The sequence below is a fragment of the Photobacterium sp. BZF1 genome (genome assembly GCF_014349205.1).
GTDB lineage: Bacteria > Pseudomonadota > Gammaproteobacteria > Enterobacterales > Vibrionaceae > Photobacterium.
In genome coordinates this window covers 1-16,623 of the sequence record NZ_JACSOF010000150.1, presented here as the reverse complement: position 1 = coordinate 16,623, position 16,623 = coordinate 1, and the positions used below count along the sequence as shown (strand labels likewise).

Sequence of the window (16,623 nt, the reverse complement as noted above, 5' to 3'; positions counted from 1 at the left end):
AGCCTTTAGCCTTTAGCCTTTAGCCTTTAGCCTTTAGCCTTTAGCCTTTAGCCTTTAGCCTTTAGCCTTTAGCCTTTAGCCTTTAGCCTCAGAACTTGTAGTTCGCCTGAATACCGACTAGCCATACGTTGCCGGTGGTTTCACCTGTAAAGTTTACAGGGGTAGAGTTACCGTTGATAGGTAGCTCTTCAGTTTCACTCATTGAAGCATCTTTGGCAAAAATGTAAGTAAAGCCAGCATCGAAGCTCAATGCATCAGACCACTGGTAGCCCGCACCAAGGCTAAGCCATAGGCGGTCGGTTTCAGGGATCGTCTGGGTACGGTGCTCATCATTTACCGCTGAGGTATCGTAAGCCACACCAGTACGCAGGGCTAACTTATTGGTGTATTGGTATGTTGCACCTACGGCAAAGCGGTAGTTGTCTTTCCAGTTTTCTTCTTTGATCAAATCTGGGGTTGGGCTCAAAGAAGGAATATTCGCTTCCAATTTGTCGAAGCTGCTCCAATCAGTCCAGTTGAAGCTGGCGTGCATGGCTAACTTATCAGTGAGTTGGTGGTAGCTGGCAATTTCAGCTGTCGCTGGAAGTGTAAGGGCTAAGCTACCAGCGTATGTAGCAGAAGGTTGTTGATTCTGCATCGCAGCCATTTTATCGTAAGCAAGGCCTGAGGCTTCACCTTTTAGCTTGAGGTCAACAGCTGAGCGGTAATTAAAACCGATTCGGTTTCGCTCATTGATTTGCCAAGCTGCACCGAGTTGCCAACCCCAAGCGGTGTCATCACCTTCCATATATTTGAGATCATCACCGCCCAACACTGTAGGCATGGCAGCGCCAAAGTGCCCTTCACCCATCACGTAGCGTACACCCGCACCTACGCTGAGTTGCTCATTGATTTTGTAGGCGATATTTGGATTGATCTCAACGGACATGATATTGGCTTGGTTGCCAAACATCGTTCCTAGGAACTCGCCGCCAAGTTCGGTTTCCATCCCGTAGTTTGTTGCCATTGCTAAGCCAACGGCCCACTGCTCATTGACACGATGTGAGATATAAAAGTTAGGGATAACAGCTGAGTGGGCAATATCTTTGGCTTGAGTAGGAATAGTCATGCCTGGTGCTGCAGGGCTACTCAGCTCACCTTTAACATCAATATTCGGATCAACATAGATAGCACCCGTTGAGATCTGGGTACCTTCTAGGTAGGTCATCATTGCTGGATTGCGGAACTGGGCACTGGCGTTGTCTGCCATTGCCGCTTCACCGGCAAACGCGCGGCCAAGGCCGGTTGCAGAATATTCGGCAAGCTGGAAGCCTGCAGCCATGGTGCTGGTGCTGATACCAAGTGTTAACGCTGCTGCTAGCGAAAGAGTAATTTTGTTTTTGTTCATCAGTCTAATATGTTCGCTGAAATTCAATGGGGCGAATCATACGCCTTAGAGTAAAAGCTTTAAGTTTTTCTTGTGGGAGTGAAGGTAATAGGTGAAAAGTATCGAAAATTTACAGATAACTGGTGATTAATCTGGTAATGATTGTCCAATAAGTTCTGGTCTGATGAGTTTTCAGCGTACATCTGTATCTAAATACAAGCATTTCAGCGACGGGGTGTACACTAAAAGTAGCGAGTTAATGTGGGAAGTATCGAGGTGCGGTGTTGCGGGAACAGACAATATCAGGTGGTTAACTCGAAAATAAAAAAGGAGCCATTAGGCTCCTTTTTTCAAACTAACGTAGTTGTGTTCGCTGAATTAGAACGAACGGCTGTACTGGATACCGTATAGCCATGCGTTAGCGCGGGTTGTTGCGGTAACAACAGTACCTAGGCTATCTTCACGTACGTCCACATCTTCACCGACTAGGTAAGTCACACCCACATCAATGTTAGACTTACTGTCGATGTGGTAAGTGAAACCGCCTGAGAACCAGTTACGGTCTGAGTCAGGAACAGAAATTGATGTACGCTTGTCTTGGGCACTGGTGTCATGCATGTAACCGGCACGTAGTGTCCAGTCGTTGTTTAGGTAGTAAGTACCACCAATTGCGTAGTGCCAGCCGTCCTGCCAATCGTACTCGTTCAGAACATAGCCACCAGTAGTTTCTAGGTTCTCAAATGAGCTCCATCCGATCCACTGCACGCTATAGTGAACCGCAAATTGCTGGTTCAAACGGTGGTAACCAGAGAATTCTGCCATATCAGGCAGTGCAATTTTCAATTTTTGATTGCTAATATTTGGGTTGCCACCAGCTAGAACAGCACCAGCGTAGTACATATCACCGTCAACTTCTAGCTCAGGGCTGTAGCGGTAAGATAGGCCAAAGCGGTTGTTTTCGTTCAGTTCGTAAACCGTACCAATGTTCCAACCAAAGCCAACACCGTCGGCATCGACATCAAGCAGAGGGCCATCTCCAGGGATTTGTGATTCAATTAATGCGTTAGAGCGCTGAAGTTTACCTTCACCGTAAATGATGTCTAGGCCACCACCGACGCTCCATTGCTCATTAATGCGGTAAGAAGCAGAAAGGGCAAAGTTGATGCTCTTAACATCAGTCAGGCCGCCGTATTCGTTGGCTGGGTAATTGTCACTGAATTCCGTTTTAGTACCGAAGTTCGAGTAGATGCCTGCACCAAGTGTCCACTGATCGTTGATTGGGTGGATATAGTAGATGTTAGGTACGTAAGAAACATCACCAATAGACTCATTATCTAAGTCTTGTATACCCAAAGGCGAAATATATGTTGCATTTTTAACTTCAATATCTGTATCAATAGCATTGATACCCAGTGACAGCGCAGGCGCATCAAATAGTGACATAGCAGCGGCATTTCGCGCCATTGCAGATGCGTTATCAGCGATAACTGCATCACCAGCGAATGCGCGGCCAAGGCCAGTTGCGGATTGTGCGTTTAGCTGGAAGCCAGCCGCCATTGCTTGTTGTGAAGCCATCGTGATCGCAACCGCAACCAGTGACTTAGTAAACAGACGCTTCTTGTTCATATTTATAGTTATTCCTAATTTATATATAACTTTTTTATCTGCCTCTTTGTGCAGATTGCGCAAGATTGTATGGTCGGTTGGGATTTGATCAAATCAGACCAGTTAGCAACCTATTGATTGTTAGTGCTTGGTTAACAATCAGCTAACGAGTGTATGGTAAAACTGGTAGGAGGAGGGAGCAAAAAAGTTAAAATATGCAACGGAGCTAACACTTTCCAATCGGTATCTCTGTACCAAATAAAAAGCCATAAAAGCATAGGGTTGATTTATGCTTTTATGGCTTTTGTTGGTAAAGTGTAAGAAAAAGTTAGATTTCCCAATTCAGCTCATTGCTGAGGCTTTTAGCTACAGGTGACACGTCTTGTCCTTTATCACCAACAACGATAAGGCTGGCATTTTGTACTGGCATTACCACACCTTGCATGTCTGAGCCTGCAAATTGGGTCATATCCGATGATTGTTGTTCAGGCACCACAAAAACGGTTACTTTGCCTTCCGGCGTCCCCATGACCATATGCAGGGCAAACTTATCGCCAAAACCACAATGGTTAACATAATAAATATGTCCGGGCACTTCATTGAAGCTTGAACCAAACGGGGTCAGCTTGGCATTGACCTGGCTGAGGCTTACAGACTCATCAATATTGGCTACGAATCCAGCCTCGTGTTTTACATGTTCCATCGCAATCTGTGCGATTTCCAAATGATTGTTTTCTGGGCTTATGCCCTGGTTGTATTGACCGACAAATATGCCGAATACAAAGGCAACGGAAGCGGCCATGGCAATTAGTGAGCGTGGCTTCCAGCTTTTCGAGCTGGGCTGGCCTGACTGATGGAACAGGATACGATCGGCGAGATCGTCCGGCACATCTACTTTCATTGCCTGTTCAAGCTTAGAGTCGAGCTGCTGCAGTTCATCAGATAGCTTGCGGTTGGTAATTGATGCATTGCGTGCTTCAGCCATGTCTTGGCTGTTATCAAAAGGATCAGCCAAGAGTCGGCGTCGGAATTCTAGATCATCCATTTTGCTGCCCCCTCCGGTCGGTGTGTTTTTCGAGTTGCTCTTTGAGTTGGTTCCTAGCACGGAACAAGCGCGTCATTACGGTATTGCGATTGAGGCCAAGGATATCGGCAATTTCATCCCCACTGAATCCTGCCATCACCTGCAATACTAACGGTTCCCTGTATTCCGGAGCCAGTTTCATTATCTGCTTGCGTAGCATTTGTTGCTCCAAGTCACTTTCGTTGCCATTTTGCTGAGTATCGGCAATGGCATAGTCATCGATATCGACCAAATCAAGCTGCTTGCGTTCGAAGCGACGGGCATTCTCCCGGCGCAGGATCGTAATCAACCATGATTTGGCGGCTTTATCATCTTGAAGGCTATCGAGGGAGCGCCATGCTCGCAAACAGGTTTCCTGAACCAAATCCTCCGCGATGTGGGGGTCGTGGCACAGCCAGTATGCGTAGCGGTAGAGATCCCGATGCCAGGCCCTTACTAGGGCTTCGTATCGTCTTTGCTTATTCATATCCACAGAGACCGAGGCATCAGGCTTTTTCTTTCGAAAAAATGACTTAATCATAAAAGTGTCCGTTTCATGCCGAACCTTGCCGCTAAATTTGCGAGAAAAACGACAATGTTCCGCTGATTCATCCAATAATCCGCATTAAAATTGATCTGGTTCAAATTGTGTCTTGGTGAGAAAGTTATAGTAGTCAACGTCATCTGATACTGAGCTTTGCGACTCGTACAGTGGATTTTGTACGATAACAGGGTTCAATATCTGTTGAGCAAGATGACAACTTCCTTTTGAAGGCTGACTTTACTTTCTCCTATCAGGCTTGCCTGATTTGCAATTGGCTTTATGTTAATTGACTTATACCTTACATGGATTGCTTTCCGTGTAAATTACAACCATACCGTTTCGGTATGGTTTTTTTTTATCTTAGCAAACTGAACCGCACCCATCTCATATCTGTCTTTATTGATAGCTAAGTTTTTCACTTGCCGTCAAATTTTTCCTTACAGCGCTGATTTTCAGGCTCGATAAATCCCTATAATCCATCTGTTGCCATAGAGATCCCACTTTTTAAACATTTGTTTGATTCTGATAACAACTGCATTACAATTGTTGTGGTCAGACCTCTAAAGTAGATTCTGGGGCAAGGTTCCCCGTACCCGACATATTAATAAGGAGTAGCGATGACACGTCTCCAAAAGCTCACGACCTCACAGGGTGAGCGCATCGCCGTTGTAAGTGGATTACGTACCCCCTTTGCCCGCCAGTCAACCGCCTTTGACGGCGTACCGGCATTGGACATGGGTAAAATGGTTGTCAGTGAAATGCTCCAGCAAGTGGATATTGATCCCAAGCTGATAGATCAGGTGGTATTTGGCCAAGTGGTACAGATGCCAGCAGCGCCAAACATTGCCCGTGAAATTGTGCTGGGTACAGGGATGGACATCGGTACCGATGCGTATAGCGTAACCCGTGCCTGTGCGACCAGTTTCCAGGCTGCCGCCAACGTGGCGGAAAGCATTATATCGGGCACTATTGATATCGGCATTGCTGGCGGCGCAGATTCATCGTCGGTGTTACCTATTGGCGTGTCCAAGCACCTTGCTGCAACGCTACTGGCACTGAGCAAGGCGAAAACCATGAGCAAGCGTTTAAAACTGCTCAGCAAACTCAGTGTGAAAGACCTCATGCCGGTGCCCCCAGCGGTGGCTGAATACTCAACAGGCTTGAGCATGGGGCAAACTGCCGAGCAGATGGCAAAAAGCCATGGCATTACCCGCCAAGAGCAAGATGCGCTGGCACACCGCTCGCATACATTGGCTGCACAAGCTTGGCGTGATGGCTTGATCCAGGACGAAGTGATCACCGCCTTCCCTGAACCTTACCGTCAGTGGATCGACAAAGATAACAATATCCGTGAAGACTCTAGCCTTGAATCCTATGCCAAATTGCGCCCGGCATTTGACCGTAAGTTTGGTACGGTAACGGCCGCTAACTCAACCCCGCTAACAGATGGTGCTGCTGCGCTATTGCTGATGCGAGAGGGCAGGGCAAAAGAGTTGGGCCTGAAGCCTTTGGGTTATATCCGCTCCTACGCGTTTTCTGCAATTGGTGTCGAGCAAGATATGTTGATGGGGCCATCCTATGCCACCCCGATGGCATTGGATCGCGCCGGCGTGACGTTGCGTGACCTTACCCTGATCGACATGCACGAAGCCTTTGCGGCGCAAGCGCTATCGAATGTGAAGATGTTCGGTTCGGCGCAGTTTGCCAAAGAAAAGCTGGGCCGCAGCGAGGCCATTGGCGAAATCGATATGGATAAGTTTAACGTCCTTGGTGGTTCGATTGCTTACGGGCACCCGTTTGCCGCAACCGGTGCGCGGATGATCACCCAGACCCTGAGGGAGCTACAGCGCCGTGGTGGTGGTCTAGCTTTGAATACTGCCTGTGCTGCTGGTGGCCTTGGAGCCGCAATGATTTTGGAGGCCGAATAATGACTGAACAACAATCTGCATTCTCATTGTCCTACGCTGAAAATGGCGTGGCTTGGCTCAAAATCGATGTGCCGAATGAAAAGATGAATACCTTGCAGGCGCAGTTTGGCGAACAGGTCAGTGCTGTGCTGGCAGAGCTGAAAAGCAAAAATGATATCAAGGGGATGGTCGTTTATTCGGGTAAGCCGGATAACTTTGTCGCTGGCGCCGATATCCGTATGCTGGCAGCGTGTACCACGGCTGAGGAAGCCGCCTCGCTAGCCGAGCAAGGGCAGAAGCTGTTTGCTGAACTGGAAAACTTGCCATTCCATACTGTCGCAGCCATTCATGGCCCGTGTCTGGGTGGTGGGTTGGAGCTCGCTCTGGCCTGTCATAGCCGTGTTTGTTCAGATGATGACAAGACCCGCCTCGGTTTACCTGAAGTCCAGCTTGGCTTGCTGCCGGGTTCTGGTGGCACCCAGCGCCTGCCTCGCCTGATTGGTGTTGCTGGTGCGCTGGATATGATCCTGACTGGCAAGCAACTTCGTGCCAAAAAGGCGAAAAAGCTGGGTGTGGTTGATGAAGCGGTACCGCTGAGTATTTTGTTGGATATTGCCGAGAAGCAGGCCCTGAAGCCTAAGCCCAAGCGTAAACTGTCACTGCAAGATCGAGCGATGGGCGGAAACTCTCTGGGACGTTCTTTGGTATTCGACCAAGCTGCCAAGAAGACCCATGATAAAACCCGTGGCAACTACCCAGCCGCTGATGCCATTTTGGATGTGATTAAATATGGCTTGCAAAACGGTATGACCAAAGGCTTGGCCCGCGAAGCGAAGTTGTTCGGTGATCTAGTGATGAGCTCGGAATCAGCGGCATTGCGCAGCATTTTCTTTGCTACCACAGCCATGAAGAAGGAGACCGGCTCGGATGCGCAGCCACGTAAGCTCGGGCATGTTGGCGTCCTCGGCGGTGGCTTGATGGGCGGTGGTATCAGCCATGTCACAGCAAGCAAGGCGGGCTATCCGGTCCGTATCAAGGACATCAATAACGATGGCATCCTTAATGCGATGTCATATAACTACAAGTTGCTGGATAAGAAGCGTAAGCGCCGCATTATCAGTAAGGCTGAGCTACAAAAGCAGATGCAAAGCATTGCTGGTGGTATCGACTACACCGCGTTTGACCGGATGGATGTAGTCATTGAAGCGGTATTTGAGGACTTGGGCCTGAAGCACCAGATGGTCAAAGAAATCGAGGCCAATACCAAGCCTGAGACAATCTTTGCAACCAATACCTCATCCCTTCCAATCCACCAGATCGCTGAAGCGGCAGAGCGCCCAGAAAATGTAGTCGGTCTACATTACTTCAGTCCGGTAGAGAAGATGCCTTTGGTTGAGGTTATCCCACATGACGGCACCTCCGAGGAAACCGTGGCGACAGTGGTGGCACTGGCCAAGAAGCAGGGCAAAACGCCAATAGTGGTAGGTGACAAAGCTGGTTTTTACGTTAACCGTATTCTGGCGCCATACATGAATGAAGCGGCACAGGTACTGCTAGCCGGTGAGCCGATTGAACACCTTGATACCGCTTTGCTTGATTTCGGATTCCCAGTGGGCCCGATCACCTTACTCGATGAAGTTGGTGTTGATATCGGCGCGAAAATCATGCCGGTATTAGTTGGTGAACTGGGTGAACGCTTCCAAGGGCCGGATGTATTCGACAAGCTGTTGAATGATGGCCGAAAAGGGCGCAAAACGGGTAAAGGCTTCTACCTCTACAACAGCAAGAAGAAAGCTGTCGACAAGAGTGTCTATAAGTTGCTTGGGCTTGACCCAGAGAAGAAAGCCGATGCCGAGGCGATCGCTATGCGCTGTACGCTGATGATGCTCAATGAGGCGGCCCGCTGTCTGGATGAAGGTGTGGTTCGTTCGGCACGCGATGGGGATATCGGGGCAATCTTTGGTATTGGCTTCCCACCTTTCCTTGGCGGTCCTTTCCGCTATATGGACCAGTTAGGCATCAAGCATGTGGTTGAACAATTGACCGAACATGCTGACAAGTATGGTGAGCGTTTCAAACCGTGCCAGTCACTGCTGGATATGGCAGAGGCAGGGCAGAGTTATTATTCAGAATAACGACTATCGCTAAACCTGAAAAAAACCTTGTACCCAAGCCAGTTGTTGCAGCAACTGGCTTTTTCTATGCCTGTGTTATGGCTTTCTTGGTATGCGCTATTGCTCAGGGAAGAATTTAACAATGCGAAGGCGAAAACGCGGCTCAAACAATACTGGACGAAGGAAGTGATAAGCCAACATGGTGACTGCCATCGCGATAAGAATGTTCACCCCAGCCAAGGTAACAAGCGGAGTTGTTAAGGTGACGATGAACGTCAAAGCATACAGCATGATATCGGCCTCGTGGTGAGCAAGGGCGCTATGGCAGTGCGGACAGGCAAAATAGTCTTCGTAGTTGCTTAACGAAGGACAAGCTATTGTCTGCTGGCAATGTGGGCAGTGCTGGCTCATGGTAACGCTTCTCTTCAAGATACTCTTACAAAGTGGGTGCGGTGTTACTGCAAGCAAATTGGTGCCCGCATCCGTAACACGTATTTTTAAGACGACCGATAATGTCGGATGGTTCACTATCACGCTACTGATTAGTTCTGAGAATGGGTTGCCAGCAATGTCCACTGCAATGAAAAACAGTAATAAATATAAAATATGTAAATATATGGGGTTTAATTGGTTGTAAATAAAGAAAACCCGGCTAGGCCGGGCTTTTGTGTTTGTTTAGGTTTTATTGGGGGCTAGTAAGCGCCTTTTTGAAATTCCTCGATAGAGCCAATAGGTGTACCAATATGGAGTGGCTCTAAATTGCTATGGGCTTGGCCTTGGCAGTGCATCACAATGCGGTTGGAGGTACGCGGCTTCACCACATCCACAATAAATTTCACCATGTCGGCACGGGTAATAGCCTCCAAAGCTTCAATGACCTTTTGGCGTTGGTTAAATTCATTGTCCTTATTCCCGATGCTGACCCAGAAGCGCTGGGCGCGGGCACGGAGGTTAGTGTCCGGTTCGGAAATCTGTGCAATTAAGCCTTGCTTGCTGGCCTGCCACTGTGCTTCGTTGAGCTCAAGCAGCACCAGCGCGAAAGCGTTGGTAAACTCATCAATCGCCTCCAGTAACTGGGTCGGAGCGGCTACCGGAGACTGAATATATAAGATCAGGCCCGGGTGGCGGTTGAGTGGTAAGTTGGCAGTACCAACCATATACCCCAACTGTTGACGCGTTCGCAGTTCATGGAAGAAAGTGGTCGACATGAGGTGATTGGCCAAGGTGTAAATGGCAATTTTACGCGGCGTTGTTTCCCGTGATTGGTAGTACATCAACAGGGCAGAGTCAGCATGGTTGCAGCTGATTTCATTGCTGAGGGTGCCAGAGTCACCGAGTCTCACCAAGGGCCTCTGTGACTCACCGTAGAGCTGGTCGGTTACCCGGAAGGCATCTTTGAGCGTTTCAGCCAAAGCAAGCGCATCGTCTTTGCCCCAGTTACCGTAAATAAAGGTATCAATATGTAGCTCGGCAAACATGGCCTCGACGAAAGCGGGTAGCTCATCAACTTCTATGCTCTCCAGCGCTTCCAATAGCACTGGATATGGCGGGTTGTTCGGCTGCAATACCCCAGTTAACTCATTAAACAGCTGGGAAATGGGTTTGTCTTGTGCAGCATTGCGCCAGTTGCGAAGCATCTGGGCCTTGATGTTCTTGAAACGATCAGGGCTAAACTCGCGGTTGGCGAATCTGTCGAGTAGCAGTTTTAGCAGCAGGGGCTGTTTTTCACTGAAACCGGATAGCTGCAATGTGACGCCGCCTTGGTGGGCGTAGAGATTATACGACATCCCTGCAATCTCAGCGGGGTAGGCTGATTCATTGATAGCATCAAGCAGCATTTCGACGCACAGGCGAGTCTTGACGATATTACGCGGCGAATTGACGGCATGCGGGCTGTCGATAGCCACATAGACAATCCCTTTTGGTACCCGGAATTCATGCTCTTGTTTGTACCATAGGCGGAAGCCCGGTAGGTCCTGAAGAAGCTGGGGTGGCTGTGCGGCATCATCTGCAAGTGGTAGCGGATCCGGCCTTTCGCACAAATAAGGGTTTTGCTCTGGGAGTGTGAGCTCTGGATCCGCGCCCGGTGATTGCCAGTTGACCATTTGCTGCTCGGTGAATGGCTTGACGCCATAAGGTGTGTGGTACCACTTGGCAATCTTGTCGTTGTCTTGACCTTGGGCAACCAGCACCAGGCGCATATTTTGCGGGGTGAGTTGCTCAAGCAAGGAAGCAATTAGCGCCTCGTCGTAGCTTGCCATCATGTAATCGCCATAGATGATATCGTCAGGCGAATAGTGCAGCAGGTTCATTACCAGGTAGCTTACCGTATCGAGAGGACGGTTTTTTTCCTGGTAGCGAAAAGCCATCTCCAGCACTGATTTTTTCTCGCTAAAGCGCCACTCATCCAAGCCTTGCTGGCGGATCAGGTCAATGTATTGGAATACGGTTTTGACTATGTCATCAACGTTATCGAGCCCTTTGGGGGTCAGGTTAAGGCCGACGGTGAACTCACGGAAGTTACTGCCGCTGACCCCACCTCCAGCTGCAAGGGTATTGATAAAACCGCGTGACTTTAACAATGACATTAGGCTACCGCTGCCCTCATTGCCCAGTAGGTGGGCGATATAGGAAAGGGGCTTCTCGCGGTAGTACTGATCTACTGCCGGTAAGGTGAAAGACAATGTGAGCTTGCGCACTTCCTTGATCGGGTCGATGGAGATGAATTTAGCCTTCTCGTTGTCCGATACCAAAGGGACGGCAATTTCCGCTTTTTTGTTTCCGGTATTGGGAATATCACGGAAGAAGGTTTGGGCGTAGGCATCCAGCTCTTCCAGCGAATGAGGACCAAGTAGTACAAGCCCCATCAGGCTGGCACAGTAATGGGTTTGGTAAAAGGCGATCAATTCGTCGCGGACCGAATTGTCGTTACGGTCTTCCAGCGTAGTGAGATCGCCGACCGAAAACTTGGCAAATGGGTGTTCAGGGTTGATGGTTTCCTTGTGAACTTGATAAAGGCGGCGTACATCGTCTTTAAGTTTGAGTTTGTACTCCGAATCCACCGCGTTGCGCTCTTTGTCGACGGCTTCCTCGTTGAATAGCGGGGCGGTAAAAAACTGGCCGAAGCGGTCCAGGCCCTCGCTGAATGCATGGGGACTGACCTCAAAGAAATAGGTTGTGTTCTCTGTGCCGGTCCAGGCATTGTTGCTACCACCACTTTGGTTGATAAAGGTCTGGAACTCACCAACCCGTGGGTATTTTTCCGTGCCGAGAAACAGCATGTGCTCGAGAAAATGTGCCATGCCCTGACGGTCGATAGGATCGTCAAAGTGGCCGACTTTTACCGAGAGTGCAGCCGCTGAACGTGGGGCTTCAGCATCATGTACCAGCAGCACCTTCAAACCATTGGGAAGGGTGAGGTAACGGTACTGCTTAGGGTCATTCGGACTTGTATGCACAGGAAGAGCCTATTATTCAAAGGAAATTAGATTAATTATGACGCTCATTAGAAAGGGTGGCAAATTTAACCCATGTTTATTTGCCAAGAAACAAAAGCTTAGCGAGGTGAATTCCAACCGTGGTCACGGAACCTCAATCAGGGTGAGCAGGATCTCTGTTTTCTGTGGGCTTTACTTGCTAGCATAGCTTGAAAGTACGTCTTTTCTGATGGTGAGAAGTCGGATAAGTAAGCCTGAGTTTGATCGATCACTAACCACTGATAGTAATTATAAATAAGTGTGTGATCGGGTATCAGACTGTGAAATTGGATAAATTATGCGAATTTATATAATGCGTCATGGTGAAGCCCAGCACTTTGCAGCCAGTGATGCAGAACGCCCGTTGACGGACAGAGGCGCCGCCCTTTCTGAGCAAATGGCTTTGCAACTTGCCGGCCAGTTCGACAATGACTTGGATATGGTCTGGGTGAGCCCTTACCTCCGGGCACAACAGACGTGGCAATCGATGGCCAACCATTTGCCTGAGCCTAAGCGCGTGATGACTGTTGATGAGATCACCCCTTATGGCGATGCCGAAGATGTCGCTGCTTACCTCAAAGCAGTGATCAATATCGAGCAACCGGAAAACCTGCTGGTGGTATCGCACCTGCCATTGGTCGGTTACCTCACCGCCGAAATGGTTCCGGGCTTGCAGCCTCCAATGTTTATTACCTCTTCTATTGCCGCAATAGACTACCAGCCGGACAACGACAGCGGTGAACTGCTGTGGCACGCCAATCCTGAAGGCTAACTCATACGCAAAGCACCTCGCTGCTTGGCTGTGAGCCCCCGGAAAACCTGAAGTAAAAATCCTAAGGTTTTTCCGGGGAGTGCCGATACAAGAGAAAGTCGTATACTAAAGTGACCTTAAGCTGCAGGATTCAGAGCCTCATCAATGAGGTCAGTTCAAGGAAAATACCCGAATGGAATAGTTAGCCTATTTCGAGGTTATTTGACACAGAAATGGGCGCATTGATGAGCTCCCGAAGGGCGAGTTTACTTGGTTGCTATGCTGTGTTAGCGATTTTTGATTTAGAGCCACTAGATCTGTAAATCGCTGCTTTGCCTATCAAGCAAGTAATTCTCGCTGAACTCAGCAGCTTGAGGTTACTTGAGTATATTCCAACCTTCTTGAATTCATAGACGTTTTAATGAAAGCAAAGTTATCACTAGCGATGGGTGTCGCACTGCTTGCGGGATGTGTGCAAATGCCGCCAGCCCCGAGCATTAATGCCAATGGCGCCATTAAATGGGCCAATGGTATCACTGAAGATATGCACATTTCGGCGTCGGGGAGCACCCTGACATTCGCTTCACCGCAAAGCCTGTTTAATCCGGGGGGGATAACTATTTTCTCTCGTATCGACAGCGCCCGAAACGGAGCCTGTGAGCATTATTACAGCGAGCAGGAAGTGAAAACACGGCTGAATATTTGCGATAGTGGGGAAGTGACCCTCCTCGTGGAAGGCCAAGTGATCAATGTCGGTTCGCTAGCCCGTTTCGTGTACTAATACTGGCTAGTGACTGTTGGCTATGGGCATGTGGCCCATAGCCTTTAATCCCGTTATCTCTCCGGAATCTCCAGCAGTACCAATAGGGCACCGTCACCGCCGAATTCCAGCGGCGCTTGGTGGAAAGCCATCACATCGGGGTGCTGTGCCAGCCACATTGGCGCTTTCTGCTTGAGGATGTGCTTGCCGATACCGTGCATAACACAGCAACAGGCGACCTTTTCCTTGATACAGGCAGCGATCATTGCAGCCAGTTCCCGCTTGGCTTCTTTCTGGGTCATGCCGTGCATGTCCAGATACATATCAGGTACATAAACACCACGACGCAACTTCTTCACTTCATACTTCGACACACCGGTACGGGCATACTGGGTCGGGCCGTTCTCATTGAGGTGGGGCTCGAACTCATCAGAGAAGTAAAATTCGTGATTTTGTGTTTCTTTTGCCGAGACTTTTGGTTTATCAGTCTTTGGCCCCTGTCGGCGGGGCGCGATTATGGTATCATTAGTGATCTTTTTTACGCCCTTAACCGCTTCCTGGAAGAGCATCAGATCGTCGTCCAGGTTAGTATCTTTTTTGCTCATAGTGAAATTCCAACAACTTTATAGCGGTATTGTAGCGCCATTCGGAGGCTATTTTGGATAAGATTTTTGTCGACGAAGCCGTCAACGAACTTCATACATTGCAGGACATGCTACGTTGGACGGTTAGCCGTTTCAATGCTGCCGGTCTTTTTTATGGTCACGGTACAGACAACGCGTGGGACGAAGCGGTTCAGCTTGTGCTGCCAACCCTGTACTTACCTCTTGATGTACCAGCAGAAGTACGTCATTCACGCCTTACCAGCAGCGAGCGTCACCGCATTGTTGAGCGTGTGATCCGCCGTATCAACGAGCGTACCCCAGTGGCTTACCTGACTAACAAGGCTTACTTCTGTGGGATGGAATTCTTTGTCGACGAACGCGTACTTGTGCCACGCTCGCCAATCGGTGAGCTGATCGAAAACTTCTTCGAACCGTTCCTGCAAGAGCGCCCGACCCGCATCATGGACCTTTGTACCGGTTCTGGTTGTATCGGTATTGCTTGTGCCCATGCTTTCCCGGAAGCCGAGGTGGATATCGTTGATATCTCTACTGACGCCCTTGCCGTTGCCGAGCAGAACATCCAGGACCACGGCCTTGAGCAGCAGGTGATCCCGTTGCGCTCTGATCTACTGCGTGACGTGCCAAAAGACAAATACGACCTGATCGTGACCAACCCACCTTATGTGGATCAGGAAGATATGGACAGCTTGCCAGATGAGTTCCGCCATGAGCCTGAGCTTGGTCTTGCTGCCGGTACCGATGGCCTGAAACTGGTTCGTCGTATTCTGGCTAACGCGCCGGATTACCTGAAAGAAGACGGTGTGTTGATTTGCGAAGTGGGTAACTCAATGATCCATATGGAAGAGCAATACCCGCACATCCCATTCACCTGGATCGAGTTCGAAAACGGCGGTCACGGTGTGTTCATGCTAACCCGTGAACAACTGATTGAATGTGCTGATGAGTTTGCGCTTTACCGCGACTAACTTGCCGCATCATAAATAAAAATGCCGCTAACCAGTTGGTTAGCGGCATTTTTTATGTCATTAGAGAGGTATGAGCTTTTCTTCGACTGCGCCCTCTCAAAGCTCTCATCGCGGGCTTTTCAATCCAGAAATAACTTATTGTCGATATACCTATAACAGTAGCGATAAATATAGCTGCGCCAACACAAGCGGTGGCCCAACTAGTCTGGCTCTGCCATGTAATAAGTTGTTCAGGGAATAATAGGTTAGCGAGTTCTATACCCGCAAGCAACAATACCGCATGCCAAAGGTATATAGAGTAGGATATATCACCAAGGAAGCGGGTAAAACGGTTATCTAAGAGTTTAAATACAGGCGTGCCCCTTTCAGATTGCTTAGTGGCAATAAACACTAAGGCAGCAAAAGACAAAACAACAAAAACATTATGGTAGTTTGTTTTTGGCAAATGGAGCAGACCAATACATATGGCAAATACTGTCAACAGTGCGAAATCATTGTTTAGTAAACGCTGTTGCTTGGTTGATATTGAAAGGGTATACATCCAAGCACCCAGAGTAAAACTTGTAATTGCTCTTATAAAGGCTAATATGCCACCAGTAACATCTAGAGAACCTTTAGAGTGATTGATGTAAAGCAGCCCTATCAGGCATATCGTAGGGAAAAGAAATGAGAGCTTTTTCCTTGATAAAAAAGGTACCAAGAAAGGAAAAACCATATAGCTCAACCATTCCACACTCAATGACCAAGATGAGATATTCCATGATAAGTCTTTGACTATCAAGCCATGTAACATAAGGATGTTAGCGAGAATTGATTCAGTACGGTTGAAAGGCCCTTCAAAGGCTGGGATCCCGCTCATCCCCCATTTCTCAAAAAGCGCACCTCCATAAAAACCGATTCCATTACTTGCTTTCACAGTTTCCCAGAGGATCAAAACGATGAGGGTTATAAAAAATAAAGGGTATAACCTAGCAAACCTCATCCACATGAAAGACTTCCATTTCGATAGTGATATGTCTTGCACAAAGCTTGGTTGATAGACATGCATCATGACAACCCCGCTGAGAATAAAAAAGAGATCAACCCATAGGAATCCATTCTCAACAAAATGGGTGTATTCCGTTAATGGCGCCATCCATTGTGGAAATAGAATTAGCCTTGCATGGAAGAAGACAACACATATAGCAGCAATACCACGAAGTGGGGTAAGTATAGGAATAGTACTTTTCATAAATACCTATGCATTTTTTATAGGGTATGTTTACTTTGTTATAGGGAAATAAAATAGCATTAGATAAAAACGGGATATAAGAAGCTTGGTTAGCTTTATTATGATATTTTGAACAAACTTCCATTTAGTTTTTGCAATTAAAAATTAATGCTTGATAAATGTTGTTTGCTTCGCAAATTTAAACTTTATAGTAAACAGAATGGTGGGTGTAACTA

The 16,623-nt window shown here is 48.2% G+C and carries 13 protein-coding genes; 5 read left to right on the top strand and 8 right to left on the bottom strand.

Annotated elements, in window-relative coordinates; translation table 11 throughout:
• Window positions 1-88 precede the first annotated feature (88 nt).
• From BIZ37_RS24745 to BIZ37_RS24730, 4 genes are all read right to left on the bottom strand, one after another.
• Window positions 89-1,387, bottom strand: coding sequence for an outer membrane protein transport protein (locus BIZ37_RS24745; protein WP_187463779.1), 1,299 nt, complete (start codon window positions 1,385-1,387; stop codon window positions 89-91).
• Between the two features lie 357 nt (window positions 1,388-1,744).
• Complete coding sequence (locus BIZ37_RS24740; RefSeq protein WP_187463778.1) at window positions 1,745-2,992, bottom strand: outer membrane protein transport protein; 1,248 nt, start codon at window positions 2,990-2,992, stop codon at window positions 1,745-1,747.
• Between the two features lie 307 nt (window positions 2,993-3,299).
• A complete protein-coding gene (locus BIZ37_RS24735; RefSeq protein WP_187463777.1) occupies window positions 3,300-4,016 on the bottom strand; it encodes a DUF3379 domain-containing protein in 717 nt (238 codons plus the stop codon).
• Window positions 4,009-4,575, bottom strand: coding sequence for a sigma-70 family RNA polymerase sigma factor (locus BIZ37_RS24730; RefSeq protein WP_107300734.1), 567 nt, complete (start codon window positions 4,573-4,575; stop codon window positions 4,009-4,011). Before BIZ37_RS24730 ends, BIZ37_RS24735 begins: the two co-directional genes overlap by 8 nt.
• A gap of 620 nt (window positions 4,576-5,195) precedes the next feature.
• Here BIZ37_RS24730 and fadI point away from each other — a divergent pair.
• Both fadI and fadJ read left to right on the top strand, forming a co-directional pair.
• Entirely contained in the window at window positions 5,196-6,506 is a 1,311-nt protein-coding gene (gene fadI / locus BIZ37_RS24725) for an acetyl-CoA C-acyltransferase FadI (protein WP_187463776.1), read from the top strand.
• Window positions 6,506-8,620 (top strand): fatty acid oxidation complex subunit alpha FadJ, encoded by a 2,115-nt coding sequence (fadJ, locus tag BIZ37_RS24720; RefSeq protein ID WP_187463775.1) that lies wholly within the window; start codon window positions 6,506-6,508, stop codon window positions 8,618-8,620. The genes fadI and fadJ overlap by 1 nt, the downstream gene beginning before the upstream one ends.
• Before the next feature lie 96 nt (window positions 8,621-8,716).
• Here the strand turns inward: fadJ and BIZ37_RS24715 are convergent, their stop codons facing one another.
• Window positions 8,717-9,010, bottom strand: a complete 294-nt coding sequence (locus BIZ37_RS24715; protein WP_187463774.1) for a hypothetical protein — start codon at window positions 9,008-9,010, stop codon at window positions 8,717-8,719.
• Window positions 9,011-9,291: 281 nt separating this feature from the next.
• The gene (locus tag BIZ37_RS24710; RefSeq protein ID WP_187463773.1) at window positions 9,292-12,057 is read right to left on the bottom strand and encodes an insulinase family protein; all 2,766 of its coding nucleotides are present in this window, start codon (window positions 12,055-12,057) and stop codon (window positions 9,292-9,294) included.
• A gap of 316 nt (window positions 12,058-12,373) precedes the next feature.
• Here BIZ37_RS24710 and sixA point away from each other — a divergent pair, with 316 nt between their 5' ends.
• A complete protein-coding gene (gene sixA / locus BIZ37_RS24705; RefSeq protein ID WP_187463772.1) occupies window positions 12,374-12,847 on the top strand; it encodes a phosphohistidine phosphatase SixA in 474 nt (157 codons plus the stop codon).
• 400 nt (window positions 12,848-13,247) lie between these two features.
• Window positions 13,248-13,607 (top strand): hypothetical protein, encoded by a 360-nt coding sequence (locus BIZ37_RS24700; protein ID WP_255526892.1) that lies wholly within the window; start codon window positions 13,248-13,250, stop codon window positions 13,605-13,607.
• Between the two features lie 53 nt (window positions 13,608-13,660).
• Here the strand turns inward: BIZ37_RS24700 and smrB are convergent, their stop codons facing one another.
• Window positions 13,661-14,191 carry an endonuclease SmrB gene (gene smrB / locus BIZ37_RS24695; protein ID WP_187463771.1) on the bottom strand — a complete coding sequence of 177 codons (531 nt, stop codon included), beginning with the start codon at window positions 14,189-14,191 and terminating at the stop codon, window positions 13,661-13,663.
• Between the two features lie 53 nt (window positions 14,192-14,244).
• Here smrB and prmB point away from each other — a divergent pair, with 53 nt between their 5' ends.
• Window positions 14,245-15,177 (top strand): 50S ribosomal protein L3 N(5)-glutamine methyltransferase, encoded by a 933-nt coding sequence (prmB, locus tag BIZ37_RS24690; protein ID WP_187463770.1) that lies wholly within the window; start codon window positions 14,245-14,247, stop codon window positions 15,175-15,177.
• 52 nt (window positions 15,178-15,229) lie between these two features.
• Here prmB and BIZ37_RS24685 read toward each other — a convergent pair whose 3' ends face one another.
• The gene (locus BIZ37_RS24685; RefSeq protein ID WP_187463769.1) at window positions 15,230-16,408 is read right to left on the bottom strand and encodes an acyltransferase; all 1,179 of its coding nucleotides are present in this window, start codon (window positions 16,406-16,408) and stop codon (window positions 15,230-15,232) included.
• Window positions 16,409-16,623 lie beyond the last annotated feature (215 nt).